This is a genomic window from Gracilibacillus suaedae, assembly GCF_017599345.1.
GTDB lineage: Bacteria > Bacillota > Bacilli > Bacillales > Amphibacillaceae > Gracilibacillus > Gracilibacillus suaedae.
This window is the reverse complement of sequence record NZ_JAGFVL010000046.1, coordinates 37,119-61,553: the sequence shown is the minus strand read 5'-3', so window position 1 is coordinate 61,553 and position 24,435 is coordinate 37,119. Positions and strand designations below refer to the sequence as shown.

Annotated in this window: 25 protein-coding genes and 1 other annotated feature; of the genes, 23 read left to right on the top strand and 2 right to left on the bottom strand. The window is 37.3% G+C overall.

The features are described from left to right. Positions 1–201: 201 nt before the first annotated feature. The 19 genes from J5J03_RS14085 to pheA all read left to right on the top strand — a co-directional run bounded on the left by J5J03_RS14085 (position 202) and on the right by pheA (position 17,312). A complete protein-coding gene (locus J5J03_RS14085; protein ID WP_208590363.1) occupies positions 202–1,455 on the top strand; it encodes a bifunctional folylpolyglutamate synthase/dihydrofolate synthase in 1,254 nt (417 codons plus the stop codon). Between the two features lie 337 nt (positions 1,456–1,792). Next, positions 1,793–2,551, top strand: coding sequence for a prepilin peptidase (locus J5J03_RS14080; protein WP_231710760.1), 759 nt, complete (start codon positions 1,793–1,795; stop codon positions 2,549–2,551). A 426-nt stretch (positions 2,552–2,977) separates the two neighbouring features. After that, positions 2,978–3,889 carry a hypothetical protein gene (locus J5J03_RS14075; RefSeq protein WP_208590362.1) on the top strand — a complete coding sequence of 304 codons (912 nt, stop codon included), beginning with the start codon at positions 2,978–2,980 and terminating at the stop codon, positions 3,887–3,889. A gap of 183 nt (positions 3,890–4,072) precedes the next feature. Next, positions 4,073–4,741: a RadC family protein gene (radC, locus tag J5J03_RS14070; protein ID WP_208590377.1), complete on the top strand. Its 669-nt coding sequence runs from the start codon at positions 4,073–4,075 to the stop codon at positions 4,739–4,741. A gap of 187 nt (positions 4,742–4,928) precedes the next feature. Next, positions 4,929–5,969, top strand: coding sequence for a rod shape-determining protein (locus J5J03_RS14065; RefSeq protein ID WP_331460498.1), 1,041 nt, complete (start codon positions 4,929–4,931; stop codon positions 5,967–5,969). A gap of 12 nt (positions 5,970–5,981) precedes the next feature. Beyond that, entirely contained in the window at positions 5,982–6,878 is an 897-nt protein-coding gene (mreC, locus tag J5J03_RS14060; RefSeq protein WP_208590360.1) for a rod shape-determining protein MreC, read from the top strand. Beyond that, on the top strand, positions 6,875–7,414 hold the full coding sequence (mreD, locus tag J5J03_RS14055) for a rod shape-determining protein MreD (protein WP_208590359.1): 540 nt from the start codon (positions 6,875–6,877) through the stop codon (positions 7,412–7,414). Before mreC ends, mreD begins: the two co-directional genes overlap by 4 nt. Before the next feature lie 36 nt (positions 7,415–7,450). Beyond that, positions 7,451–8,134, top strand: coding sequence for a septum site-determining protein MinC (gene minC, locus J5J03_RS14050; RefSeq protein WP_208590357.1), 684 nt, complete (start codon positions 7,451–7,453; stop codon positions 8,132–8,134). Then, a complete protein-coding gene (minD, locus tag J5J03_RS14045; protein ID WP_208590355.1) occupies positions 8,127–8,924 on the top strand; it encodes a septum site-determining protein MinD in 798 nt (265 codons plus the stop codon). Before minC ends, minD begins: the two co-directional genes overlap by 8 nt. 590 nt (positions 8,925–9,514) lie before the next feature. Further along, on the top strand, positions 9,515–10,291 hold the full coding sequence (locus J5J03_RS14040) for a M23 family metallopeptidase (protein ID WP_208590353.1): 777 nt from the start codon (positions 9,515–9,517) through the stop codon (positions 10,289–10,291). After that, positions 10,278–11,132 carry a site-2 protease family protein gene (locus tag J5J03_RS14035; RefSeq protein ID WP_208590352.1) on the top strand — a complete coding sequence of 285 codons (855 nt, stop codon included), beginning with the start codon at positions 10,278–10,280 and terminating at the stop codon, positions 11,130–11,132. Before J5J03_RS14040 ends, J5J03_RS14035 begins: the two co-directional genes overlap by 14 nt. Positions 11,133–11,145: 13 nt before the next feature. Next, a complete protein-coding gene (locus J5J03_RS14030; protein ID WP_208590351.1) occupies positions 11,146–12,594 on the top strand; it encodes a ribonuclease E/G in 1,449 nt (482 codons plus the stop codon). Positions 12,595–12,629: 35 nt separating this feature from the next. Beyond that, positions 12,630–12,703, top strand: a sequence feature (ribosomal protein L21 leader region). 14 nt (positions 12,704–12,717) lie between these two features. After that, positions 12,718–13,026, top strand: a complete 309-nt coding sequence (gene rplU / locus J5J03_RS14025) for a 50S ribosomal protein L21 (RefSeq protein ID WP_208590350.1) — start codon at positions 12,718–12,720, stop codon at positions 13,024–13,026. Between the two features lie 12 nt (positions 13,027–13,038). Next, positions 13,039–13,371 carry a ribosomal-processing cysteine protease Prp gene (locus J5J03_RS14020; protein ID WP_208590349.1) on the top strand — a complete coding sequence of 111 codons (333 nt, stop codon included), beginning with the start codon at positions 13,039–13,041 and terminating at the stop codon, positions 13,369–13,371. A 14-nt stretch (positions 13,372–13,385) separates the two neighbouring features. After that, positions 13,386–13,664, top strand: coding sequence for a 50S ribosomal protein L27 (rpmA, locus tag J5J03_RS14015; RefSeq protein WP_018931448.1), 279 nt, complete (start codon positions 13,386–13,388; stop codon positions 13,662–13,664). Positions 13,665–14,090: 426 nt separating this feature from the next. Further along, positions 14,091–14,603, top strand: coding sequence for a Spo0B domain-containing protein (locus tag J5J03_RS14010; protein ID WP_208590348.1), 513 nt, complete (start codon positions 14,091–14,093; stop codon positions 14,601–14,603). A gap of 19 nt (positions 14,604–14,622) precedes the next feature. Further along, positions 14,623–15,903 carry a GTPase ObgE gene (gene obgE, locus J5J03_RS14005; RefSeq protein WP_208590346.1) on the top strand — a complete coding sequence of 427 codons (1,281 nt, stop codon included), beginning with the start codon at positions 14,623–14,625 and terminating at the stop codon, positions 15,901–15,903. Between the two features lie 55 nt (positions 15,904–15,958). Next, positions 15,959–16,411, top strand: coding sequence for an ACT domain-containing protein (locus tag J5J03_RS14000; protein WP_208590344.1), 453 nt, complete (start codon positions 15,959–15,961; stop codon positions 16,409–16,411). A 19-nt stretch (positions 16,412–16,430) separates the two neighbouring features. Then, the gene (gene pheA, locus J5J03_RS13995) at positions 16,431–17,312 is read left to right on the top strand and encodes a prephenate dehydratase (RefSeq protein WP_208590342.1); all 882 of its coding nucleotides are present in this window, start codon (positions 16,431–16,433) and stop codon (positions 17,310–17,312) included. A gap of 360 nt (positions 17,313–17,672) precedes the next feature. Here pheA and J5J03_RS13990 read toward each other — a convergent pair whose 3' ends face one another. Beyond that, positions 17,673–18,203, bottom strand: coding sequence for a transcription repressor NadR (locus J5J03_RS13990; protein ID WP_208590341.1), 531 nt, complete (start codon positions 18,201–18,203; stop codon positions 17,673–17,675). Further along, the gene (locus J5J03_RS13985; RefSeq protein ID WP_208590340.1) at positions 18,181–19,350 is read right to left on the bottom strand and encodes an IscS subfamily cysteine desulfurase; all 1,170 of its coding nucleotides are present in this window, start codon (positions 19,348–19,350) and stop codon (positions 18,181–18,183) included. The genes J5J03_RS13990 and J5J03_RS13985 overlap by 23 nt, the downstream gene beginning before the upstream one ends. A gap of 262 nt (positions 19,351–19,612) precedes the next feature. Between J5J03_RS13985 and nadB the strand changes: the two genes are divergently transcribed. The 4 genes from nadB to safA all read left to right on the top strand — a co-directional run bounded on the left by nadB (position 19,613) and on the right by safA (position 24,292). After that, a complete protein-coding gene (gene nadB / locus J5J03_RS13980; protein ID WP_208590339.1) occupies positions 19,613–21,151 on the top strand; it encodes an L-aspartate oxidase in 1,539 nt (512 codons plus the stop codon). After that, entirely contained in the window at positions 21,148–21,993 is an 846-nt protein-coding gene (gene nadC / locus J5J03_RS13975; RefSeq protein ID WP_208590338.1) for a carboxylating nicotinate-nucleotide diphosphorylase, read from the top strand. The genes nadB and nadC overlap by 4 nt, the downstream gene beginning before the upstream one ends. After that, positions 21,990–23,096 carry a quinolinate synthase NadA gene (nadA, locus tag J5J03_RS13970; protein WP_208590337.1) on the top strand — a complete coding sequence of 369 codons (1,107 nt, stop codon included), beginning with the start codon at positions 21,990–21,992 and terminating at the stop codon, positions 23,094–23,096. Before nadC ends, nadA begins: the two co-directional genes overlap by 4 nt. A gap of 170 nt (positions 23,097–23,266) precedes the next feature. Then, positions 23,267–24,292, top strand: a complete 1,026-nt coding sequence (safA, locus tag J5J03_RS13965; protein WP_208590336.1) for a SafA/ExsA family spore coat assembly protein — start codon at positions 23,267–23,269, stop codon at positions 24,290–24,292. Positions 24,293–24,435: the final 143 nt, after the last annotated feature.

Sequence of the window (24,435 nt, the reverse complement as noted above, 5' to 3'; positions counted from 1 at the left end):
GACTCGTTCAGGCCGGACATTTCTTCCGCTATTTGTGACAAACATGGCATTTTTAGGATGTTCTCAGACATCTACATCTATTCAGCTATTCATCGGAAATAAAGCTGAAAAGAGACAAAAAAGGGATTTAATGTCGCCCAACCAATATTAGTTCACTATTTTGCTCTACTTTTGTTAAATAATATAAAGGATGTTGATTTTATGATGGAATCTGTACAGGATTTGGAAGATTTTTTTGCATCAAGACGAACGTTAGGAATAAAGCCTGGATTGGAGCGGTTGGATTTTTTATTGGAAAAAGTGAATCATCCGCAAAAGTCAATACCTACAATCCATATTGCTGGTACAAATGGGAAGGGTTCGACCTTGACCTATTTAAAAGAAGTGTTAATGGAGAGTGGATACACTATCGGGACGTTTCAGTCACCAGGTCTACCTACGATTCTGGATCATATTGCGATTAACAATCGATCTATTACAGTTCAGGAATTTATTGATATTCTTCATCCGCTTTTGCCGATTATTGAAGAAATGGATCAACAAAACTTAGCCCCATCTGAATACGAGATATTAATGATCATCACATTATTATTTCTCCAAGGTAATATCGATATTGCTGTGATCGAAACTGCTATGGGAGGTCGGGAGGACATAACCAATAGAGTTGAGCCGCTCCTAACAATTATTACAACAATTGCATTTGATCATACAAGCTTTCTAGGTAATACCCTAAAAGACATTGCCGCTCATAAAGCGGGAATTATCAAGGAAATGGTACCAGTTATATCTGGTGATTTAGTTAATGAAGCTTTACAAGTCGTGAAAGAAGAAGCTTGTAAACAAAATGCGCCCTTATATCAATATGGTAAAGAGTTTTGGACTGAGGAAATAGATATGAACCATTCTCGCTGGAATAATGGCTCTAAGTCATACGTTATTGATCTTTCGATGAAAGGACGTCATCAAATGATGAATGCTTCGTTAGCTATCCAAGCGCTGCATCTATTACAGGCTAATGGATTTATTATCGATGACATAGCGATGAAAAAAGCGTTGTCTCGTGCAAAACTACCCAACCGAATGGAAATCATTAAAGAATATCCAAAGATTATTGCAGATGGTGCGCATAATGTCCAAAGTGTTAACAAGTTAGTAGAAACGATCCAACAAGAAAATACGAAAGGACGTATCAAAGTCTTATTTAGTGCCTTTCGTGATAAAGAGATTACTATGATGTTGAAGGAATTAACAAAGCTCACAGACGAGATTGTTATGACCACCTTCGATCATCCAAGAGCATTATCTGAAGAAGAGGCTCTCAATGATATCCCTTATATAGATGAAGTTCAAGAAGCACTCAATAAACTATTAGCTACTAGTAATCCAAATGATCTGATACTGATTACAGGCTCACTTCATTTTGTTGAATTCACTAAAAAAATAGTTAGACAGTAAAGGCTTGTACAAAAATAGTATTGTTCTTTATCCATGAAGCAAGTATAATGAGTTTCATAATACCCCAACTGTATGATGGAAGAGGGAATCGATATTCATCAAACATTTCAAAATGAAATGCTTACTTCATTGATGTTCCTCTCCCTACCTTATTTATTCTTTTGCCTACCTTAATTCTACTTTTAAACTCTCTCAAAGTTGCTAAACCTATCACTTTGAAATAATGAAAAAACGATAGATATCATTTTTTTACTTCATGAAGAATAAAGATCCAAAGGATTAAGTGAATTACAGCAATTGTAGTAATTTGCACTTATTTTAAAATAGGAGCTAATGAATGATGATATTATTTTATAGTGTATTAAGTTTTATATTTGGATTAGTTTTAGGTTCTTTTTATAATGTGGTAGGTCTTAGAATTCCACAAAAAATATTTTTATCTTCATCTCGATCGGTATGTCCTGCATGTAACCACAAATTAAGATGGTTTGAATTAATACCTATCCTTTCCTATATCATGCAAAAGGGGAAATGTCGCCATTGTCAGCGGTCTATTTCTCCTCTCTATCCAGTTGTAGAAGGAATTACAGCGATAGGCTTTCTATTTAGCTATTTGCATTTAGGATTATCTTTAGATTTATGGATAACATTCAGTTTAATTAGCTTATTCTCCATTGTTCTCGTAGCAGACCTTTGTTTTATGATTATCCCTAATAGTATTATACTATGCTTTCTGCCTATATTTATGTTATTTCGAGTTGTTCAGCCTCTTGAACCATGGTGGGCTAGTATAACTGGTGCAATAGCAGGATACAGTCTTATTGCACTTATTATTGTTGTCAGCAGAGGCGGAATGGGTGGAGGAGATATGAAATTACTAGGGTTGTTAGGCATCATACTAGGTTTTCCTTCCATATTACTTGCTTTTTTTATGGCAATAGTTATTGGTTTATTTTCTAGCATGTTTCTTATTTTAAAGAATGGATTTAAAGCAAATCAGAAAATTCCATTTGGTCCAGCGATTATTGCTGGTGCAATCATATCGTTTCTTTTTGGTGATAATTTTATGGAAGTCTATTTTAATTTGATTTGGTGATAGTGTGAGATCTTGTTGATATAATATAGAAAAAGATCAAAGGAATAGTGCATCAATTGAGTCATTTCAGCAATTTATTACACTTGAACACCTACTAAAATCCATCCTAATACGCTCATTTTAATTGAATAAATATGTAAGTCATATGTCGCTTCTCTTTTTCGTTATTAAACAGAGTAAACTCTCGCTTCTACTGAGAAGTACTATCTTTCATAATTAGCATAGCAATGTGGGGTTCATAGCTTTGATAATTTGAGTGTCTTTGGCGTTTTGCTACGTAGAGAGACAACTAAATGTTTATCTCGTTTTTTCATGCTATCTGTCACATTTTGATGAACGCTTTTTGATAGTACTGACAAAAGTCGTCTTACATCTCAAAATAGATATGATAGGGTGATAGAAAAGGAATTGAAACGAGGGATTACCGTGGATAATAAAAAGCAAATTTCTGTCCAAATCAACCAGACTAAAAACGGTCCAACTAAGCATGGTTCGACTAATCAATCCACATTAGAAGACTACATCAGAGAAAATCATCACCCAATGATGGATGATGATCAAGTATTTAAACGCAAATATACACCAGACTCTAGTGCATTTAATCGTTCTAAAAAGCCATCCTTTTGGTCAAAGTATAAATCATTCATTATTTCTGCTTGTACAGCTATATTAATAGGATCTTTTCTAGGGTTTATGATGTTGAAAATTTTTGTGGATTTAGACCCGGAAGAGGTAGCGTTTGAGCAAAATACTTCTAATGACCAAGCGGTTAGTGCTACAAGTGATCAGTCAGACGATGAAGACAATACTACTGCCAATGCACAAGAAGGAGAGGTTTTTCAAAGCCATGCTTTTGATTTTTTCGTTACTCAGGCTGGAGTGTTTACAAATGAGGATGCAGCACAGCAATTAGTTCAAGAGTTACAAGAAGACCAAATAGAGAGCATGGTTTGGTCTCGAGATGAAAATTTTCATGTTTTTGTCGGTTTGAAGTCTACACATGAAGCATCAAAGCAATTTACAAGCAGTGCTTTTCCTAGTGGTTATGAATTGTATGGCGGGAAGGAATGGAACACCAATTCTGTTTCCATTTCACTTTCTGAAGCAGAAAAGGAATGGATTACAGGTTTAGAAGGTCTATTGGAACAAATGATTGAAGGTAGTATGGACGAGTCAGCGATTGATCAATGGTTGGCTGATGAGCCATCCGGTGTATCTGAAGAAATCCAAGCAATAAGTAAAGAGATAGAATCAGTAAAAACAGCAGAGGATGAACAAGGCACCCAAGTAACTTTATTAAAGATATTAAATCAATATGAAAATATTGCAAATGAGTAATTTTGTTTTTTCATATTCTAGAGGTAGCAAGTTTTGCCTTTTTCCTATAACGAAAATCGCAAAACTTGTTATTTTTAGTGCTAGAAAATCTATAAATGGCTATTTGCTGATGATATTCCTTGTCGTTAAAATAATAGATATTGCTTAAAGGAGGAATATACATTGGAGATACCTACTATTAAAATGAAAGAAGTACCTAAAGAAGACCGACCAAGAGAAAGACTATTGGAACATGGTCCAGATCATTTATCCAACCAGGAATTGTTAGCAATCTTATTGGGTTCAGGAACTCAAAAGGAAAATGTCCATCAATTAGCTGAAAAAGTGCTAAAACATTTTGAAGGATTAAGAATGCTAAAAGACGTTACGATTGAAGAATTAATCGAAATTAAAGGTATTGGTCAGGTGAAAGGAGTTAATATTCTGGCGGCTGTAGAATTTGGTAAAAGAATTCAACAATTTAAAGAAAGGGAGAGGTATGTGATAAGAAGTCCGGAAGATGGTGCAAATTATGTAATGGAAGAGATGAGCAGTCTCAAACAGGAACATTTTGTATCTATCTTTCTTAACACGAAAAATCAAGTTATTCACCGGCAAACGATCTTCATTGGCAGTTTGAATGCTTCCATTGTCCATCCTCGTGAAGTTTTCCGCGAAGCAATTAAAAGATCTGCAGCTTCTATCATCTGTGCACATAATCATCCTTCAGGCGATCCCTCCCCTTCCCAGGAAGATATCCATGTTACCAAGCGGTTAAGCGAGAGTGGAAAAATGATAGGTATTGAACTTTTGGATCATTTGATTATTGGTGATCACAAATTTATTTCATTAAAAGAAAAAGGGTACTTATAGCACTATCTATTTTTGTTAAAGTTAAGTATAATAGAATTAACAAGCTTTTATAGCGCCTTATACAAGATCGCTTGTATAAAGGCGCTTATTATTATGAAAGAATATAATTTCTTGATTGAAAGTCAATAAAAGCATAAAATATTGAAGTGAATGTTTTGTATAATAATGGTTGAGAGGAAGAACAAGAGTGGGATTATTTAATTTATCACAAGATTTAGGGATTGATTTAGGTACAGCAAACACATTAGTATTCATCAAAGGTAAAGGCATTGTTGTGCGTGAGCCTTCCGTTGTAGCAATAAATAAGACAACAGGTGATATTGAAGCAGTTGGTAGTGATGCCAAGAATATGATTGGTCGTACTCCCGGTAATATTCAAGTTATTAGACCGATGAAAGACGGTGTTATTGCAGATTATGATACTACTGCAGCGATGATGAAATATTATATTAAATTAGCACAGAAAAACAGATCTAGCTTTGCCAAAAAGCCTAATGTAATGGTATGTGTACCATCAGGAATAACAATGGTAGAAGAACGAGCTGTAATTGATGCAACGAAACATGCAGGTGCAAAGGATGCATTTCCAATTGCAGAGCCATTCGCTGCAGCCATTGGTGCAGGTTTACCTGTATGGGAACCTACTGGTAGTATGATTGTAGATATTGGTGGAGGAACAACTGAAGTAGCGGTTATTTCTCTTGGTGGTATCGTTACAAGTAGATCGATTCGTACTGCTGGTGATGACATGGATGAAGCAATCATTCAGTATGTCAAAAAAACGTATAACCTGATGATTGGTGAGCGTACAGCAGAATCATTAAAGATGGATATAGGATCTGCTAAAGCCTTATCTGAGAAGGAACTAATGGATATTCGCGGACGTGACTTATTGACAGGATTACCAAAAACAATTAGTGTAAGTGCTTCTGAAATTGCATCCGCATTAAAGGATACAGTAGATTCCATTGTAGAAGCGGTGAAGAATACTTTAGAAAGTACGCCGCCAGAGCTTGCAGCTGATATTATGGACAGAGGTATTGTGTTATCCGGAGGGGGAGCACTTTTAAAAGATCTAGATGAAGTAATTAGTGATGAAACGAAAATGCCGGTATTTGTTGCAGATGAACCGTTAGATAGTGTCGCAATCGGTACAGGGAAATCCTTGGAATATATCGAACATTTTCGATCACATCCAAATATAGGGGTGCAGCGCTTATCAGATTAAGAAGGTGTTATGATGTTTTATAAAAAGAGAAGACTGTTTATTTTAATGATTTCGTTAATTATCATTGTTGGTTTGATCGGTTTTTCCTTACGAGAAAGAACGGAGCTGACCATCATGGAAGACTTTATCCATGACAGTGTTGGTTGGGCGCAGGAAGTGATTAATAAGCCGATTTCTTTCACAACCGGAGTTGCAAATAATATTAAAGAAATCCGTAATGTCTATCGTGAAAACCAACAATTAAAATCAAGTTTAGACGAGATAAGACAGTTAGAATATGAAAATCAAGAGCTGACAAAAGAAATAGATGAATTAAAAGAAGTTATGGATAAATCAGAGTCAGACTTTCTGCAAAATTTTGAAGCAATTCAGGCATCCGTAGTTGCAAGGAGCAAGGATCAATGGTTTAAGCAAATCACGATTAATAAAGGAACACAGGATGGTGTTCAGCCAAATATGTCGGTGATAACAGGAAAAGGGATGATTGGAAAAGTACAAACGAGCTCCCCTTTTACATCAACTGTATTATTGCTTAACGGATTTGACCGAACCAATCGAATTTCAGTAAATGTATTTGAAGAAGAAAAAGAAACAGATAATTCTGGGTTCATTGTCGGCTATGATGAAGAATCAGAATTACTACTGTTAGAAATGAATGATAATGACGGGAATTTAGAAGAAGGTCAATATGTATTTTCTTCAGGACTTGGTGGAGTCTTTCCAAAAGGCCTTGAAATTGGTGAAGTTGTTGATGTAGAAGCTGATCGTTATGAATTAACAAGTATAGCCCATGTAAAACCTTCAGCTGATTTGGAGGATTTAAATCATGTTATTGTCATCGATCGTTCGATGACAACAGTAGATGAAATAGAAGAAGTAGAAGAGCAAACAGAGGAGGATGAATCATGAAACGGATGATCCCTTTTCTTATTGCTCTCATCTCCTTTTTATTGGTGATACTGGAAGGTTCGTTGGCTCAAATTTCTCTGCCATTTCTGAAAGATGAATGGATAAATGTATCACATTTTCTTTTTATATTCCTGTTATATGTCACGATCTTTTTTGAAAAAGAATCTACATATTATGCTATTGCACTTTCGATTATATTTAGCTTAATTAACGATATTGTGTATACGGATGTGATTGGTGTCTATGTATTTGCTTATACAGCAGTATTATACGCAGCAAGAGTATTAATGAAGATTTTGCAGTCGAATTTTGTGATTGCGTTATTGATGACCACAGTAGGAGTTGTGGTTACAGACATTTTGATCTTTTTCCTTTATAATATTATTCAAGTACATGTACAAAGTTGGAGTATGTACTGGCAAAACAGGTTGATTCCGACAAGTATATGGAATATACTATTTGGCTTGCTAATTTATCTAATCTTTGCAAAAAAATTAACAAAATGGTCATATATTAAGTTTGAGCGAGCAGATTGATAACGGTTAGTGAATGTTTTAAGGGGTTGAATTGAAGTGGCATCAAATAAATGGATTACAATAAAGGGAACAAGAGATGGTCTAACCCTTTTTATGAATGATCAATGTGCATGGAATGAGCTGCTCGAGGAATTGGAAGAAATACTTTCTACAAAACATATGGCGGCGGATGAGCCGTTGATCACCGTGAAAATTGAATTAGGAAACCGTTATGTGACGAATCAGCAAGAACAAACGTTACGAGAATTTATTCGCAAGCATAATAAGTTAGTTGTAGACAAAATAGCTTCAAATGTTATTTTGAAAGAAGAAGCGTTACAATGGAAAGAAGAAACAGATGTCAATTTACATAATAAGATTATTCGTTCTGGACAAGTATTAGAGATTAATGGTGACTTATTATTAGTTGGGGATGTGAACCCTGGCGGTAAAATAATAGCAACTGGGAATATTTTTGTAATGGGTAATTTAAGAGGAATTGCACATGCTGGCGCAGACGGTAATAGAGATGCTGTTATAGCTGCTGCACATATGGCACCTAGTCAATTACGGATAGCGGAAGTAATTAGCAGGTCACCTGATGCTGACTCGGAAGGTGTCCCTATGGAATGTGGCTTTATTGATTCAAAGGGTGAACAAATTGTAATGGACCGTATCAGTACTATTGCAAGATCGCGTCCAGACTTAAATGCTTTTGAAAGGAGAGTTATGAATGGGTGAAGCTATCGTTATTACTTCTGGTAAAGGTGGTGTCGGTAAAACGACAACTACGGCAAATCTAGGAACTTCATTAGCATTGCTAGATAAAAAAGTATGTTTAATAGATACAGATATCGGACTGCGAAATTTAGATGTTATTATGGGGCTTGAAAATCGTATCATTTATGATATTGTGGATGTTCTGGAAAAAAGATGTAAAATTTCTCAGGCGTTAATCAAAGACAAGCGCTTTGACTGTCTATATCTATTACCTGCTGCACAAACAAGTGATAAATCGGCACTAACTCCTGAAGGTATGGTGCAAATCATTGAAGAATTGAAGCCGGATTATGATTACATACTAATTGATTGCCCGGCAGGTATTGAGCAAGGTTATCGTAATGCGGTGGCTGGCGCTGATAAATCGATTGTCGTGACAACTCCTGAGAAATCAAGTGTAAGGGATGCTGATCGCATAATTGGTTTATTAGAACAAGAGGATATGGAACCTCCTCATTTAATCATTAATCGTATCCGCAACCATATGATCAAAAATGGCGATATGCTAGACGTCGATGAGATAATCCAAGTATTGTCAATAGATTTATTAGGCATAGTTGCAGATGATGACGATGTGATTAAAGCATCTAATCATGGCGAACCTGTTGCTTTTCAACCTAATACACGAGCTTCTATCGCCTACCGTAATATTGCAAGAAGAATCTTAGGCGAATCAGTTCCACTACTCTCGTTAGAGGAAAAAGTATCATTCTTAGACAAAGTAAAAAAAGCATTCGGAATAAAAAAATAACCTAGACTAAAGAGTTTACCTGATAGCAGGTAAACTCTTTTTTAACATCATTTTCCGGTCAGTTCCATAACATATTATACATAAACTGCGAAGTAACGTGTACATAGGTATGCTTTCTTCCACTCTTTTCTTGATGAGTGCATAACCATCGCTGCGGAAAAATACTCCCTTTCCGGGGGCACGGCCTCAGCTAACTTTGCAAAGAAAATCACTTTGCAAAGTGGATCTTCGGCTCGCGCTGTTCCCCCAGGAGTGTCGCATTTTTCCGCAGCTTTGAATAGTGTTCTGGAAAAAAGAGAGGAAAGCCAGCGTATATATTCCCAGTAATTCTTTCCAATCCTAATTCAGAACACCAAATATAGCGCTGTATTCTGCCAGAGCGTATGTTAGCACTCATTATTAATCAGAATGGAAGAAAGCCTCACTCCACAAATTCTTACTAGTTCGCAGTATGTATCAACTTTTCTTGTTTACCATTTTTACTAAAGTGATTTTTGATGAAGCTTTTAAAAGTTTTTTTGTTCCTTTTTCATATTATGATGGTTGTCCACATATATTGTACAAACGTTGGAAAAAAGGAATGGATGCTGATGAAAAAAGATAATCTATCACAAATACGCCAAAATATTACGAGAAGAAAACAGTCTAGAAAAAAAATCACCTCAACAAGTTTATCAGATTTCAAGCGGAATAGTTATGTAAATCAAGCCTACATGGAAGATGAGGAACGACATGGGTATTCTCCGAGTTTCGGTGGGTATCACAACAATAGTGACCAAGCTCACTTAAAATCATTTCTCATTAAAAGTATTGTTGCAGCCATTATTTTTTTTATTACGGTGTTTTCAACGGCTTCCAATCAACAATGGCTTGAACAACCAAGGAACTGGGTCAATTATGCGATGACAGAAGAATTTCCTTTTGCAAGTGTGAATGCATGGTACCAAGCTCGATTTGGTGCACCATTTGCTATTGAAGCAGATCTTGATAAAGCGGAAACCGCTGAACCTACTGCATTGCCGGTTTCTGGTCAGGTAAACCAGACATTTCAAGAAAATGGTGAAGGTATTTTGATTTCATCTGATGAAGAAACAGAAGTGATTGCTGTAGATGAAGGTACTGTTTTATTCGCTGGTAATGATCGTGAAACAGGAAAAACAGTGATTGTTCAGCATGCGGATCGCAGCAAATCCATTTATGGAAACTTAACCAACATTGATGTTCATTCCTATCAATCGATTAGAGCTAATGAGAAAATAGGTAGCTATGAACCTTCTGAGACTAACACAGCAATGTACTTTGCGATTGAAAAAAATCGAGAATTTTTAGATCCGATTCGGGTGATGCAAGTTGATGAACAACCATAGGCTGCCTCCTGTTCATATTCACCCTATTTTATTTTTTTTCTTACTTATTGCTATTCTTACTGGTATGTTAGTGGAATTTTTTGTTATCTTTTTGATTGTTTCTATTCATGAATTAGGACATTATATATGCGCTCGCGTTTTCAAGTGGCGAATCCGGCGCATTTTTTTGTGGATTTTTGGTGGAGTGATGGAAACGGATGAGTATGGAACAAGACCGATACGTGAAGAATTTCTAGTGACGATTGCCGGACCATTACAACATATTTGGATTTATATCATTATCTATATGCTCGATGCTGGCTCCTTGCTGCCAGAATCCACTTTAAACCTGGCATATCAATATAATACATTCATATTGATTGGAAATTTGTTACCGATATGGCCGCTTGATGGCGGGAAACTCGTCCAGCTTAGTTTAGATTCTTTTTTTTCCTTTCAAGTTTCTCATAAATGGATGATTATAATATCCGTTGTGACGATAGTTTTTGTAAGTATCTATGTATATAGTCAAGCATGGATTTCTTTAAGTTTTGTTTTACTTATGATTTTTTTAATTTGGGAAAATCGGTTAGAATGGAAGCGAAGGTATTTTAAGTGGTGGCGTTTTTTATGGAGTAGGTATAGTGAGACCACTAAATTTCGAAAACACAGAGATATAGAAGTGCCTGCATCGATCAGTTTATTGGATTTGTTTCGTTTGTTTAAAAGAGATACCTTACACCGTATCAAAGTATATGATCAACATGGAAAGATTTATTGGTTATCGGAACGAGATTGTTTGCAAAGTTATTTCGATCAGAAAAATATTCACTTGGTGGTGAGCCAGTTGCTTACAGGATAGAAAGAGGTTTAATATGAAGAAATTACACTTTTACACAGGTAGTTCGGAAAAAATAGGCATGCTTTTTGAAGGAAAGCAATGTATCGATATTTTTATTGACCGCCAGTCAACAAATGCTCGCCTAGGTTCAATCTATAACGGGAAAGTGCGAAACGTTGACGAAAGTATTGATGCAGCATTTATTGATATTGGTGAGAAGAAGGTAGGTTTTCTGCCTAAAAGCGAAGTGCCTTTTTTGGGTGTAAATGACAAACTCTCCTCCTATTTAACAGATGGAGCAAGTATTATTGTGCAGGTTATCAAAGAAGCTTATCAAGATAAAGGACCAAGGCTTACGGCTAATATAACACTCACGGGACAACGAATTATTTATTTACCACATGGAAATTATGTTGCTAGTTCCAAAAAATTATCGCAAACAGCAACAGAAAAATGGAAAACTTATCTAACTGAACAACTTTCTATTAATGAAGGAGTTATATTACGAACAGACATAGCGAATGCTGAAACAGAGCAAGTATTAACTGAATTAAATAATAGCAGACATCTCTGGCGAAAGTTGGATAGTGATGCATCACAAAATAAAGCACCTTACTTCCTTTTTCGATATCCAATGATTCCAAATCAAATGATAAGTCAATATCAAAATGAATCCTTTCAGGATATTACCTTTGATGAGCCTCGTACTCTACAAAAAATGAAGTCAGCTTTTCCTAACCTAGCGGATAAAATGCGGATTAGGAAAGAGGCCAATCAAATTGCTGGTCAAGATGTGAGCAGATGGTTAACAGAAGCGATTCAGCCAGTTGTTCATAAACAGGATGGTATTACCTTAACAGTGGAACAAACAGAGGCATTGACAGTGATTGATATAGATAGCAGTAAATTCACAAGTCGGCATAACAAACAGGATACCATCTATCGCATTAATCAACGTTCTGTAAGATATTGTATCGAAGAAATTCGCAAACGTAATATATCAGGAATTATTCTAATTGATTTTCTGAAAATGGGGAAAAAAGAAGAGGCTATCATTGTACAGCAGGTGAAACAAGCTTTACGAGAAGATCCGATACGTGCAGAGGTGCTCGGATTTACAAAACTGGGTTTGTTGGAAATAACGAGAAAAAGAGAAAGAACTGGGCTCTTGGAACTGATGACTGATAGGGAAATAAATAAGAAGCCTGTATTATCAGTGGAAACGACCGGTTATCAGCTGGAACGCGAATTGTTAGAGTGGAATCGAAATACGGAATGCTTATTACTTGTTATTCATCCAGACCTGTATATCTTTTGGAAAGAAATGTTGGCTGCTGAAGTCTCTTCTAATATTCAAATGGAAGTTTATTATTATACGGATGAAAGTATTCCTGATTTTCAGATAATCCGTTCGGGCAGTAAGGAGCTAATTAATCTGCACATAGCTGACAATCCGGAAATAGTCATTGACAAGTTGCTTTAATATATGGTAAGATCGTTTTGTTGTTTATGTAGCACCTGTTGCTACAACCGCGCAGAACAGGTCTTTAAAGCTTTGTGAGGCTACCTGTATGGCGAGTCTGAGTCTATGAGGAGGTGCAAGAGAATGTACGCTATTATTGAAACTGGTGGAAAACAAGTAAAAGTAGAAGAAGGTCAAGCAATTTTTGTTGAGAAGCTAGCTGCTGAAGCTGGCGAATCAGTAACATTTGACAAAGTACTTGCAGTAGGTGGAGACGAAGCAAAATTTGGTACTCCATACGTGGACGGAGCTTCTGTAACTGCGAAAGTAGAAAAACAAGGCCGTCAAAAGAAAATCACTGTATTTAAGTACAAGCCAAAGAAAAACTATTCGCGTAAACAAGGTCATCGTCAGCCATACACAAAAGTTATCATTGAGAAAATCAATGCATAAGGTTTAGCTTGTATGATTAACGTGACAATTGAGCGTGAAGAAACGTATATAAAATCATTTACGCTGACAGGGCACGCTGGAAGTGGTCCAGAGGGGCATGATTTAGTTTGTGCCGCTGTTTCTGCGATCTCTTTTGGTTCTGTTAACGCAGTGTTTAAGCTATGTGAGATTGATTTGGATATAGATCAAGCTGGTGATGAAGGCGGATATTTGAAGGTCACCATTCCTAATTTATTGGATGAGCAACTTTTAGAAAAAGTATCATTACTTTTTGAAGGTATGGTGGTTTCCTTACAAACTGTTGAGCGGGAATATGGTCAATATATATCTATCTTGGAAAATTAAGGAGGTGCAACAACATGCTACGTCTAGATTTACAGTTTTTCGCAACGAAAAAAGGTGTAGGTAGTACGAAAAACGGTCGTGATTCTGAGTCTAAACGTTTAGGTGCTAAACGAGCAGACGGTCAATTCGTTTCAGGTGGTTCAATCCTTTATCGTCAACGCGGTACAAAAGTTTACCCAGGTGTAAACGTAGGCCGTGGTGGAGATGACACACTATATGCTAAAGCAGACGGTGTGGTTAAATTCGAACGCCAAGGACGCGATCGTAAAAAAGTCAGTGTATATCCTGCATAAGGAAATAAAAAAAGGCTCTAATCTTTCAAGGTTAGAGCCTTTTATTTTGAACTTACAAATAGAAAAAATTCACAAGATACATAAACTACGCAGTAACATAGACATAGATTTAGCTTCTTCCATTCTTTTGTTGATGAGTGCGTGACCGTCGCTGTGGAAAAATACTCCCTTTCCGGGGCCACGGCCTCAGCTAACTTTGCAAAATGATCTTTGCTTTCCGAGGAAGCTGAAGCCGTGCCCATGGAAAGCGCGGTACTCTGCCGGAGCGAATGCTAGCACTCACCTTAAATCAGAATGGGAGAAGCTACACAAGTCAATTTTCATAACTCGCAGTTTGTATCTACTTCGACAAGGATATACCATTATATAGATGAATTTTCTGTATTTCTATGCTATAATTTGCTTATTGTGTGAGGGGTGAACACGTTGAAAGAACAAGACGTAGTCGAAATGTTACGCCATTATCGTCATGATTGGCTTAATGATCTGCAACTAATTTTGGGTTATGCTCAAATGGGGAAATTAGATAAAATACAAAGTAAAATAACCGAAGTGATGGAAAGATCAAACCAGGAACGCGGTCTGGATCGGTTAAATATACCAAAAACAATGGTATGGCTGTATCAATTGAATTGGCGCTCGGAAGCGTTTCAGCTGCATTTTCAATCCTTTGTTGACGAGCTACCAGCCATCATTGATGACGAAGCATTACTTACTAAAATACAAAAAATATTTCAAATATTACCTTCTTATCAGCAAGAATATGAAGAATATATCGGTACGCTTATTTTCAAAAAAGTGGACCATACTATACATATTCACTTAACATTTGATCAGAATTGGACCGATATTGATGCATTAAAACAAGAGTTAGAATCTTTATCATTTATTGAAAAAGTGACAACAGAAAAGATGTTAAGGATAGAGTGGCAAGAATAACGAAAGAAGGTGAGACAGTATGTTTGTCGATCAGGTCAAAGTATATGTAAAGGCAGGCGACGGGGGCAACGGTATTGTTGCTTTCAGGCGTGAAATATATGTTCCGATGGGCGGTCCTGCTGGTGGCGACGGTGGAGATGGCGGAGATGTTATTTTTGAAGTTGATGAAGGCTTAAACACACTAATGGACTTTCGCTACCAAAAACATTTTAAAGCGAAGCGTGGCGAGAACGGAATGGGGAAAGGCATGCATGGAAAAAATGCAGACCCATTAGTATTGTCTGTACCGCCGGGTACCACTGTGAGGGACGTTAATACAGGAGAAGTGCTCGCTGATTTGATTGAACACAAACAACAAGCAGTCATTGCAAAAGGTGGCCGAGGTGGTCGGGGAAATATTCGATTTGCATCTGCTAGAAATCCAGCCCCGGAAATCGCAGAAAATGGTGAGCCAGGTATAGAGCGCGATATTCAGATTGAATTAAAATTGATAGCTGATGTTGGTTTAGTAGGATTTCCAAGTGTTGGGAAGTCAACTTTGTTATCAACCGTTAGTGCGGCAAGACCGAAAATAGCGGACTACCATTTTACGACATTACAACCTAACTTAGGAGTTGTCGATACGGCCGATCAACGTAGTTTTGTTTTAGCAGACCTACCTGGATTGATAGAAGGGGCACACGAGGGTGTTGGGCTTGGACACCAATTTTTACGACATGTGGAACGTACACGTGTGATTTTACATGTGATAGATATGGCAGCAACAGAAGGGCGAGATCCTTACGAAGATTTTATTACGATTAATAAAGAACTGAAACAATATGATCCGACACTATTAGAGCGTCCAATGATCATTGCTGCTAATAAGATGGATCTACCAGAGGCAGAGGAACAGCTTGCCTTTTTTAAAGAACAGTTAGACGAGGATTGTCCAATCTTCCCGATCTCTACGGTTACTAAGGAAGGAATCCGTGATCTATTATTTGCTGTAGCGAACAAACTAGATGAAATTCCAAAAAATTATAAACCAGTTGAAGAACAAGAGGATCGCGTTGTTTACCGTTTTGAAAAAGAAGAAAGAGCTTTCTCGATAACTCGTGACCCTGATGGTGCGTATGTACTATATGGCGAAAAAATTGAGAAGCTATTCAAGATGACTGATTTCAGTCGTGATGAATCTGTTCAACGTTTCTCCAGACAATTGCGCGGAATGGGTGTAGATAATGCGCTAAGGGACCGCGGAGCAAAAGACGGTGATACAGTTCGTCTGCTTGATTATGAATTCGAGTTTATGGAATAATAGATAGTATGCTTAGTAGCAAGACCATCCGTTGGTATAAAAAAGGGGAATGTGGATGTCTGCGAAAAATGAAAAGTTCTATTTGGTAAGTGAAGATTTCTTACCAGAAGGAATGAAAAAAACATTGGAAGCAAAAAAATTATTGGAAAGTCACAAAGTGGATTCGGTTCATAAAGCTACACGCCAAGTCGGATTGTCGCGTAGTGTTTTTTATAAATATCGGGACGCTGTCTTTCCTTTTCAACATATGGTGAAAGAGCAGATGATTACGTTGTTTTTCCATTTGCAAGATCAAACAGGGGTGCTTTCTCACCTCTTGTCTGTTGTGGCACAGGCGGGATGCAATATATTAACGATTCACCAAACAATACCAATTCAAGGGAAAGCAAATGTCACGTTATCCTTAAATACAAATGGAATGACAGTTGAGATCGATCAGCTTTTAAATGATCTTAAACAGATTGATTTTGTCAATCAGGTAGAAATATTAAGTTCAGGTGTTTCATAACATAGGGGGAGCAAGCTATATGAAGGAAACTATCGGGTATTTAGGTCCAAAAGGAACTTTCACTAAAATCGCAGTAGACTCCATGTTTAATGGAGAAGTAAAAAAAGGATATAGTACCATTCCGGAATGTATCGACGCTGTAGTGACCAATGAAGTAAGCTATGCTGTTTTACCATTGGAGAATGCAATAGAGGGTACGGTTAATATAACTTTGGACTACTTAATCCAAGCGCCGGATGTGAAAATTGTAAGTGAAGTAATTGTTCCGATTCGTCAGCATTTAATGGTTCACCCAGATAATGTTAATAAATGGACAGAAATCGATGCTATTTATTCTCACTCTCATGCGATTGCGCAATGTCACAGCTTTTTACGTAAGGAATTAGTGAAGGTACCGGCACAGTCGATGACCTCAACAGGAGCAGCTGCTGAATTTGTCAGTGAGCACCCTGAACAGAATATAGCTGCAATTGCCAATCATCTCGCAGCGAAAGAATATGGCTTATCGATTGTGAAAAAAGACATCCATGACTTTGATAATAATCATACAAGATTCGTTGTCTTGCATAAAGATCAAACAGAATTAACTTCCAATAAAATGGAGGAAATAGGATTCAAAACATCAGTAACCGTCACCTTGCCATCAGATCAGCCTGGTGCATTACATCAAGTATTATCTGCCTTTGCATGGCGTAACTTGAACTTATCCAAAATTGAATCACGACCAATGAAAACAGGCCTTGGTAATTATTATTTCTTAATAGACATTGAACAAAAAATGGATGATGTTCTGATTCCTAATGCTATAACAGAAATGGAATCGTTAGGCTGTAAAGTTTCAGTATTAGGCAGTTATCCTTACTATTTACACAGCGGAAACGGTGTAACGCTTGCGGTATAATCGCAAGCGTTTTTTTATGGAAAGCAAGTATAAAATCAGCGCAATGATAGTTAGTTATTTTGGCATATTTTATGTATATTTGCAACGCTCCGCACTAATTACTTCGCTTTCACCCAAAGGGTATAAGTCAACATCTGCTAAAAGCTTGCTTTCGCAGTGTATCCTATACCGCGGGCACGGCCTCAACTAACTTTGCAAAGTGGATTTTCGGCTCGCGCTATTCCCGCAGGAGTCTCCGAAATTAGTCTCCGCTATGAGAAGGTGCAACAATCCTTGTCAGAAGAAATAGGTTGACTTTTTACAATGGACAAAGAGGATTATTGCTATTTTCATCTGCATGTGCTGTATCAAATACAACTGCTATTCTACAATAAATCCTTTCTCCTTTAACGCCTCATATGCTTGATCCAACTTCCGCTCTTCATTTGCAACTATCGTATGATTATGAATCCCATCCGTCAACTCCAGTAAATATGGTGCGTTTTTTTCTTCGATTTTCTGAACAAATTGATCAACATCAACACGACTGTTTATCATTAAAGAGGCTTTTAAATCACCGTAAATAGGATGTTCGATAATGACATCTTCTACAGTCGCACCATAGTCTACGACCGTATATAATTCTTCCCTAGTATCCTTCCCTTCATGTTTACACGCAATAACACGACGGAAATCTACCTTTTCGCTTTCAGCCTTCATATATAAATAACCATTACTTGTAGCAATAATCGGATAATTATGAGCTTTTAATAGGGACATATCTTGCACGATCGCTTGCCTGCTTACATTGGCCTTCTCCGCCAGTTCTGCACCTGTGAGCGGTGTTTTGCTATTTTGTAACCAGGTCAGCAGACTTTCGCGTCTTGCTTTACCCGTTAACTTCTTCGTCATAACCTTGTCTCTCCTCCTTGATTCGATTAAATATTCGCTTTGATGCTTCCATGATTTTATAAATGTCTTTTTCCGTTGTCTGATGGCTAAAAGAAAAACGTACAAATCGATTTCCTTCATCATAATCAGTAATAAAAGGTTGAATTGACATAGGAACTTCTGATGCGCCAATACTACATGCACTACTAGTCGAAATGGCAATACCTTGTCGATTATATTCTAGCATGACGTAATCACCCTGTACAAAGTCACTGATACAACCAACAATACTTGGACATTGTTTAACAGATACAATTGGTTGTAATGGAATTCCTTCGGTTTTCAATTTCTGAATAAAAAGATCTCGTATGTATTCGACGTGATCTTGATTTTGATCGAGGTTGTTTATTGTTTCTGAAGCTGCTGCGGCAAATCCAGCTATTCCAGGCACATTAACGGTTCCAGGTCTTAAGCCGTGTTCATGATTAGTTGAAACAGGGTGAGCTTTTAATGAGAGCTTATTAGAGAAATATATTGCTCCAACTCCTTTAGGACCGAATATTTTATGACTTGAAATCGTCAAACAATCAACAAGCGGTATCAACTGCTTTATATCTATTTTACCAAATGATTGAATCATATCGCTATGAAAAGGGATATTATGTTTTTGTAACCGCTGACCAATTTCTTTTATTGGCTGGATAATACCAGTTTCGCCATTAACATGTTGGATAGATACAAGACATGTATTAGGCTGGAGGGCTTTTTCTAGATCGGATAGCCGAATTTGTCCGTTGTGATCTACTGATAGAAAAGTGACATCTACATTTGGTTGATGTGCCAACTCGTTCATGTAGTAATATAATGAACTATGCTCGACTTTTGTTGTAATGATATGCTTTTTTTCCTTTAGATGACTAGTTCTTAGTAAGGTATCGACAGCCAACAGATTACTTTCCGTTCCCCCACTGGTGAATACAATTTCTCGTGCTTCTGTATCTAAAAGCTTTGCTATCATGGTTCTTGAATTTTCTAATATATCCTTTGCTTTCCCACCTATATCATGTAAGCTGCTAGCATTTCCGAAATAACCTTTTGCCACTTCTTGATATACATCCAATGCTAGATTTGACATGGGGGATGTAGCAGCATAATCACAATAGATCATCCAATCGTCCTTTCTTTACAAGTTTAGACTTAAACAATAGTTGGTAGATTTGTATGCTAATCACCGTCGTAACACTCCCACTTAAAGAATTGAGCATTCTAATGAAGTAAAACAGGAATAACTGACGCTAACATCTTGATAAAATATACTCACTGATGGGAGTCTCGCTTTATAATGGCTGATAGCTCAAAAAATACTTGTCATATCATTCATTATATGTAAAGATATCTGTAAAGACAACTGTAAAGTGTGGTGTTTTGTTTTGAAACGACAAAAAATTATTATTGTCGGCTCCGGCCTTGCTGCATATGTACTTGCAAGTAAATTATGGCAGCATAACGATGTGACAATACTGACGAAAAATACAACACAGCATAGTAACTCTATACGTGCCCAGGGAGGAATAGCTGCTGCCATTGCTGCTAAGGATCAATGGCAATTACATGTAGAAGACACATTAAAAGCTGGTGTATTCCATAATCATCAAAAAGCTGTGGAAACATTAGTGAAAGAGGGAAAACAGGTAGTGACAAATCTGCTTCAACAAGGGTTTCTAGCAGATCGTGATCATCATGGTGAACTTTTATTAGGACGTGAAGGTGCCCATAGTGAGCGAAGAATCATTCATGCAGGAGGGGATCAAACCGGTAAGTATCTCATTTACTTTTATCAGCAATTATTGCAAGGAAAAATAGCGATTATAGAAGGGCAACTTGCTGTTGAATGTGTTATGGAAGGTGGCGAGTGTAAAGGGATTATGACGATGGGTCATGATAATCAATTGCATACTTATACTGCGGATCATATCGTATTGGCAACCGGAGGCTTTGGTGCGCTTTATGATACAACATCCAATGATCCAAGTGCTACCGGTGACGGAATAGCGATTGCTTATCGTGCTGGAGCCAAAGTCTCAGATCTTGAATTTGTCCAATTTCATCCGACAATGCTAGCAACACAAGCTCCATACAATGATTTGATTTCAGAAGCAGTTCGAGGAGAAGGAGCCATTTTGGTGGATCAGAATGATCGAGAAATTATGAAAGGTGCTCATCCATTGGAAAATTTGGCACCTAGAGATATTGTAGCCCGTGTTATGATGACGGAATTGACGAAAGGACATCAGCTTTATTTGGATATTCATCAAATTAAAAACTTTCAAACTAAATTTCCTTTTATTAAATCAGTATGTGAAAAGAATAACATAGACTGGCAGCAAGGACTAATACCGGTCAAACCAGGTGCCCATTTTACGATGGGAGGGGTAGAAACCGACTTACGAGGAAGAACGAATATCCCACGGTTGTATGCAATTGGAGAAGTAGCATGCACACATGTCCATGGTGCTAATCGTTTAGCAAGTAATTCATTGCTAGAGGGTATGGTGTTTGCAACGAGATTAGCAGATTATTTAACGACGCAATCAAGTGTGTCTTTCAGTAATATACCGGTGAACCAACGATTACATCACACATTCCATCATCCGGATTTAGATAGATTACGTAAACAAATGACCAATCATGTTGGCATTAACCGAAGTGAATCGGGTTTAAAACAAATGACCGAATGGCTAGAGAAATTTACACTTATCCAAGAAAATCATTTAACTAGCTATGTTTTATCACGAGGTCAGATTCAAATGCAGCATCATTTACTAGTTGCCCAGCTTGTTACAAAGGCAGCCAGAAAACGATTGGAAAGCAGAGGTGCTCATTACCGAGTTGATTATCCATTTAAAAGTGAACAATGGAGGAATAAAAGTATTACCTTTCAATTAACCAAACAAGGAGTAACGGTATGAATCGATTATATGTAAAACAACAGCTCAACCAATTTTTTCAAGAGGATATCGGGAGTGGAGATATCACAAGTGATCGTATTTTCGATCAATCATCTCCAACAGGAACAGGTGAATTTATTGCAAAACAGGATGGTATCTTTGCAGGTGAAGTGATATTAGATGAGGCTTATCATCTTTTTGACGAAACTATCAAACTGGATCTATTTAAAAAAGATGGTCAACAAGTAAAGAAAGGAGATGTAATTGCACAAGTATCTGGTCCATATCCATTATTGTTAACCTCAGAAAGGGTAATTTTAAACCTTTTGCAACGACTGAGTGGTATTGCGACTGTTACTTCTCAAGCAATTCGTCATTTAGCTAATGATCAGGTAAAAATTGCTGATACTAGAAAAACAACACCAGGATTACGTATGTTAGAAAAATATGCAGTTCGTTGTGGTGGTGGAGTCAATCATCGTTTCGGATTAGATGATGCGGTGATGTTAAAGGACAATCACATTGCAGCAGTGGGTTCGATTACTAAGGCTGTAGACAAAATAAAAGCCTCGACAGGACACATGATGAAGATCGAAGTAGAAATAGAAAACAAGGAGCAGCTGGAAGAAGCTATTGGAGCAGGAGTTGATGTGATCATGTTCGATAATATGTCGCCAGAACAAATAAGAGAGCTGATTGAACTAGTGCCAAATCATATTATCACAGAAGCCTCAGGTAATATCACTGTCGATAATATCCATCTATATAAGGATACGAGCGTGGATATGATTTCGCTTGGGTTTATTACCCACTCAGCACAAGCTTTAGATATCAGCTTTAACATAACGGGGGGACTAAAATGAATCTAGCAACACTTTTTACCACACATCAACAGTTACCAGAAAAGTATCAACAGTTGAGTAATAACGAAATGATAGAAAGAATCAAAATGATAAAAAAAGATATGGGAGAAGATTTATTTATTCCAGGACATCATTATCAAAAGGACGAAGTGATCCAATTTGCTGATGAAAGTGGAGATTCTTTGCAACTAGCTCAAGTTTCCGCACAACAAAAGGCAAAATATATTGTTTTCTGTGGTGTTCATTTTATGGCAGAAACAGCTGATATTTTAACAAATGCTGATCAAAAGGTAATTCTACCTGATATGCGTGCCGGATGTTCGATGGCGGATATGGCAGATGATAAGCAGACAGAGGAAGCCTGGAGAGAATTAACTGACTTGTTTGGAGATACTATTTTGCCCTTAACCTATGTCAATTCCACTGCGGCCATTAAAGCATTTGTAGGTCAACATGGCGGTGCTACGGTTACCTCATCTAACGCGAAACAAATGGTTCAATGGGCATTTGAGCAAAAACAGCGGCTGTTATTCTTGCCTGATCAGCATTTAGGCAGGAATACCGCAGTAGAGTTAGGCGTTCCGTTAGATCAAATGGCAGTATGGGATCCGATCGGAAGAAAATTGGAATTTGAAGGTGGTTCTGTAGAGCATATCCGTGTTATTTTATGGAAAGGTCATTGTTCTGTACATGAAAATTTTACTACGAAGAATATCGATCAAGTTCGTAAAAAACATCCTAATATGACGATTATCGTTCATCCGGAATGTAAGTATGAAGTTGTGCAACAAGCAGATCTTGCTGGTTCGACGAAATATATCATTGAAACAATCAAGCAAGCACCTGCTGGAAGTGAGTGGGCAATCGGTACAGAAATGAACTTAGTTAATCGTTTGATAAACAGCCATCAAGATAAAAAAATCATTTCCTTAAACCCATTTATGTGTCCTTGCTTAACGATGAATCGTATTGATTTGCCTCATTTAACCTGGGCATTAGAAGAAGTAAGGGAAGGAAATTATACGAATCGAATCCGTGTTCCAAATCAAATAGCTCAAAATGCAAAACTAGCTCTAAATCGTATGTTGCATGTAAACCTATAATAATAGCATATATGTGCAAACATGTATGGAAGTCGAAGGATATCTATAAAAAAAGATATCCTTCTTTTTTTATTCAACATTTTGGGCATTTTGCATATGTTGTTAAAGAAGATGGATTAGAACGAGACAAATGCCCTTCCATACTTATCATACAGAAAGGAGAAATTGCTTTGAAAATTCATATTGTGCAAAAAGATGAAACACTTTGGAAAATTGCGCAAAAATATGGTGTAAATGTAAATGATGTGATAGCAGCGAACTCACAAATTTCAAATCCTGATATGATTATGCCGGGAATGAAGATAAAGATTCCAACTGCTGCTGACAGTAAACAACAACCAGCACCAACTAATAAGAAACAACAAGTCCAGCCTGGTACAACGGACAAAAAAGACAAACAGGAGGTAAAACCGGAGGCTCCTAATCAAATCTTACCAGCGATTGAAGAAGATGAAGACAAAAAATGGGAACCATTAAAAAAAGAAATGCCTTCCTTACCAATTCATTTTAATAAGCAGCCACCACAACCAGTACAGCCAGCACCATCTCAAGCATCACAAGACTTGAAATGGACACAGCTAACGAATAATTTTGAAACGCATATTCATCCAACGCAAATGCCCGAAGATGACGACCACGTAGCAGGAGTGGAGGATCATATGAAACCAAAACACAAACCGATGGCACCACACCATCATCATCTTCCACAACCAATGCCAATGCACGCACCATGTTATTCAAATGATGGTATACCCTATGGCTATGGACACACTGGACATACAGGGCATATGCCTCAGTATCCGTTCCCAGAAGGTTTTCAGCCACAAGTAATGGGGGAACAATCGCAACCGCAACAAGGATGGTATCAAGCACAAATGCCATCAGATAATCAAGGACAGCAAATGCCATGGGGACCATCACAAATGCCCCAAAATCAAATGATGCCAAATCAACAACAACCAATGCAACAAATGATGCCACAACAAATGCCAATGCAGCAACAACAAAATATGCCAGTACCAATGCCAGGAGAACCAATGATCCCACAACCTGGTGCACCGAATTATCCATTAATGCCAATGCCATATGGAATGCAAGGACAACAACAAATGCCATATCAGCCATATCCTCAACAAGGAATGCCTTACGGACAACCGAATAAAAAGGACTGTGGGTGTGGAGGAAATCGAGAATAATCATAATTGCCAAGGCTGCTGAGAAATTTTTTCTCAACAGCCTTTTTTAAATTTCGCAATAAAGAAGCTCGATTTCGCAATAAAGAAGATTGATTTCACAACAAAAAAACTTGCATAGATAAATCTGTTTTGCCTCGATATTT

Coding starts and splice junctions, on each gene's coding strand:
- J5J03_RS14085 (WP_208590363.1), top strand. CDS start 202: ATGATGGAATCTGTACAGGATTTGGAAGATTTTTTTGCATCAAGACGA.
- J5J03_RS14080 (WP_231710760.1), top strand. CDS start 1,793: ATGATGATATTATTTTATAGTGTATTAAGTTTTATATTTGGATTAGTT.
- radC (WP_208590377.1), top strand. CDS start 4,073: ATGAAAGAAGTACCTAAAGAAGACCGACCAAGAGAAAGACTATTGGAA.
- mreC (WP_208590360.1), top strand. CDS start 5,982: ATGTTTTATAAAAAGAGAAGACTGTTTATTTTAATGATTTCGTTAATT.
- mreD (WP_208590359.1), top strand. CDS start 6,875: ATGAAACGGATGATCCCTTTTCTTATTGCTCTCATCTCCTTTTTATTG.
- minD (WP_208590355.1), top strand. CDS start 8,127: ATGGGTGAAGCTATCGTTATTACTTCTGGTAAAGGTGGTGTCGGTAAA.
- J5J03_RS14040 (WP_208590353.1), top strand. CDS start 9,515: ATGAAAAAAGATAATCTATCACAAATACGCCAAAATATTACGAGAAGA.
- J5J03_RS14035 (WP_208590352.1), top strand. CDS start 10,278: ATGAACAACCATAGGCTGCCTCCTGTTCATATTCACCCTATTTTATTT.
- J5J03_RS14030 (WP_208590351.1), top strand. CDS start 11,146: ATGAAGAAATTACACTTTTACACAGGTAGTTCGGAAAAAATAGGCATG.
- rplU (WP_208590350.1), top strand. CDS start 12,718: ATGTACGCTATTATTGAAACTGGTGGAAAACAAGTAAAAGTAGAAGAA.
- J5J03_RS14020 (WP_208590349.1), top strand. CDS start 13,039: ATGATTAACGTGACAATTGAGCGTGAAGAAACGTATATAAAATCATTT.
- rpmA (WP_018931448.1), top strand. CDS start 13,386: ATGCTACGTCTAGATTTACAGTTTTTCGCAACGAAAAAAGGTGTAGGT.
- obgE (WP_208590346.1), top strand. CDS start 14,623: ATGTTTGTCGATCAGGTCAAAGTATATGTAAAGGCAGGCGACGGGGGC.
- J5J03_RS14000 (WP_208590344.1), top strand. CDS start 15,959: ATGTCTGCGAAAAATGAAAAGTTCTATTTGGTAAGTGAAGATTTCTTA.
- pheA (WP_208590342.1), top strand. CDS start 16,431: ATGAAGGAAACTATCGGGTATTTAGGTCCAAAAGGAACTTTCACTAAA.
- J5J03_RS13990 (WP_208590341.1), bottom strand. CDS start 18,203: ATGACGAAGAAGTTAACGGGTAAAGCAAGACGCGAAAGTCTGCTGACC.
- J5J03_RS13985 (WP_208590340.1), bottom strand. CDS start 19,350: ATGATCTATTGTGATTATGCTGCTACATCCCCCATGTCAAATCTAGCA.
- nadC (WP_208590338.1), top strand. CDS start 21,148: ATGAATCGATTATATGTAAAACAACAGCTCAACCAATTTTTTCAAGAG.
- nadA (WP_208590337.1), top strand. CDS start 21,990: ATGAATCTAGCAACACTTTTTACCACACATCAACAGTTACCAGAAAAG.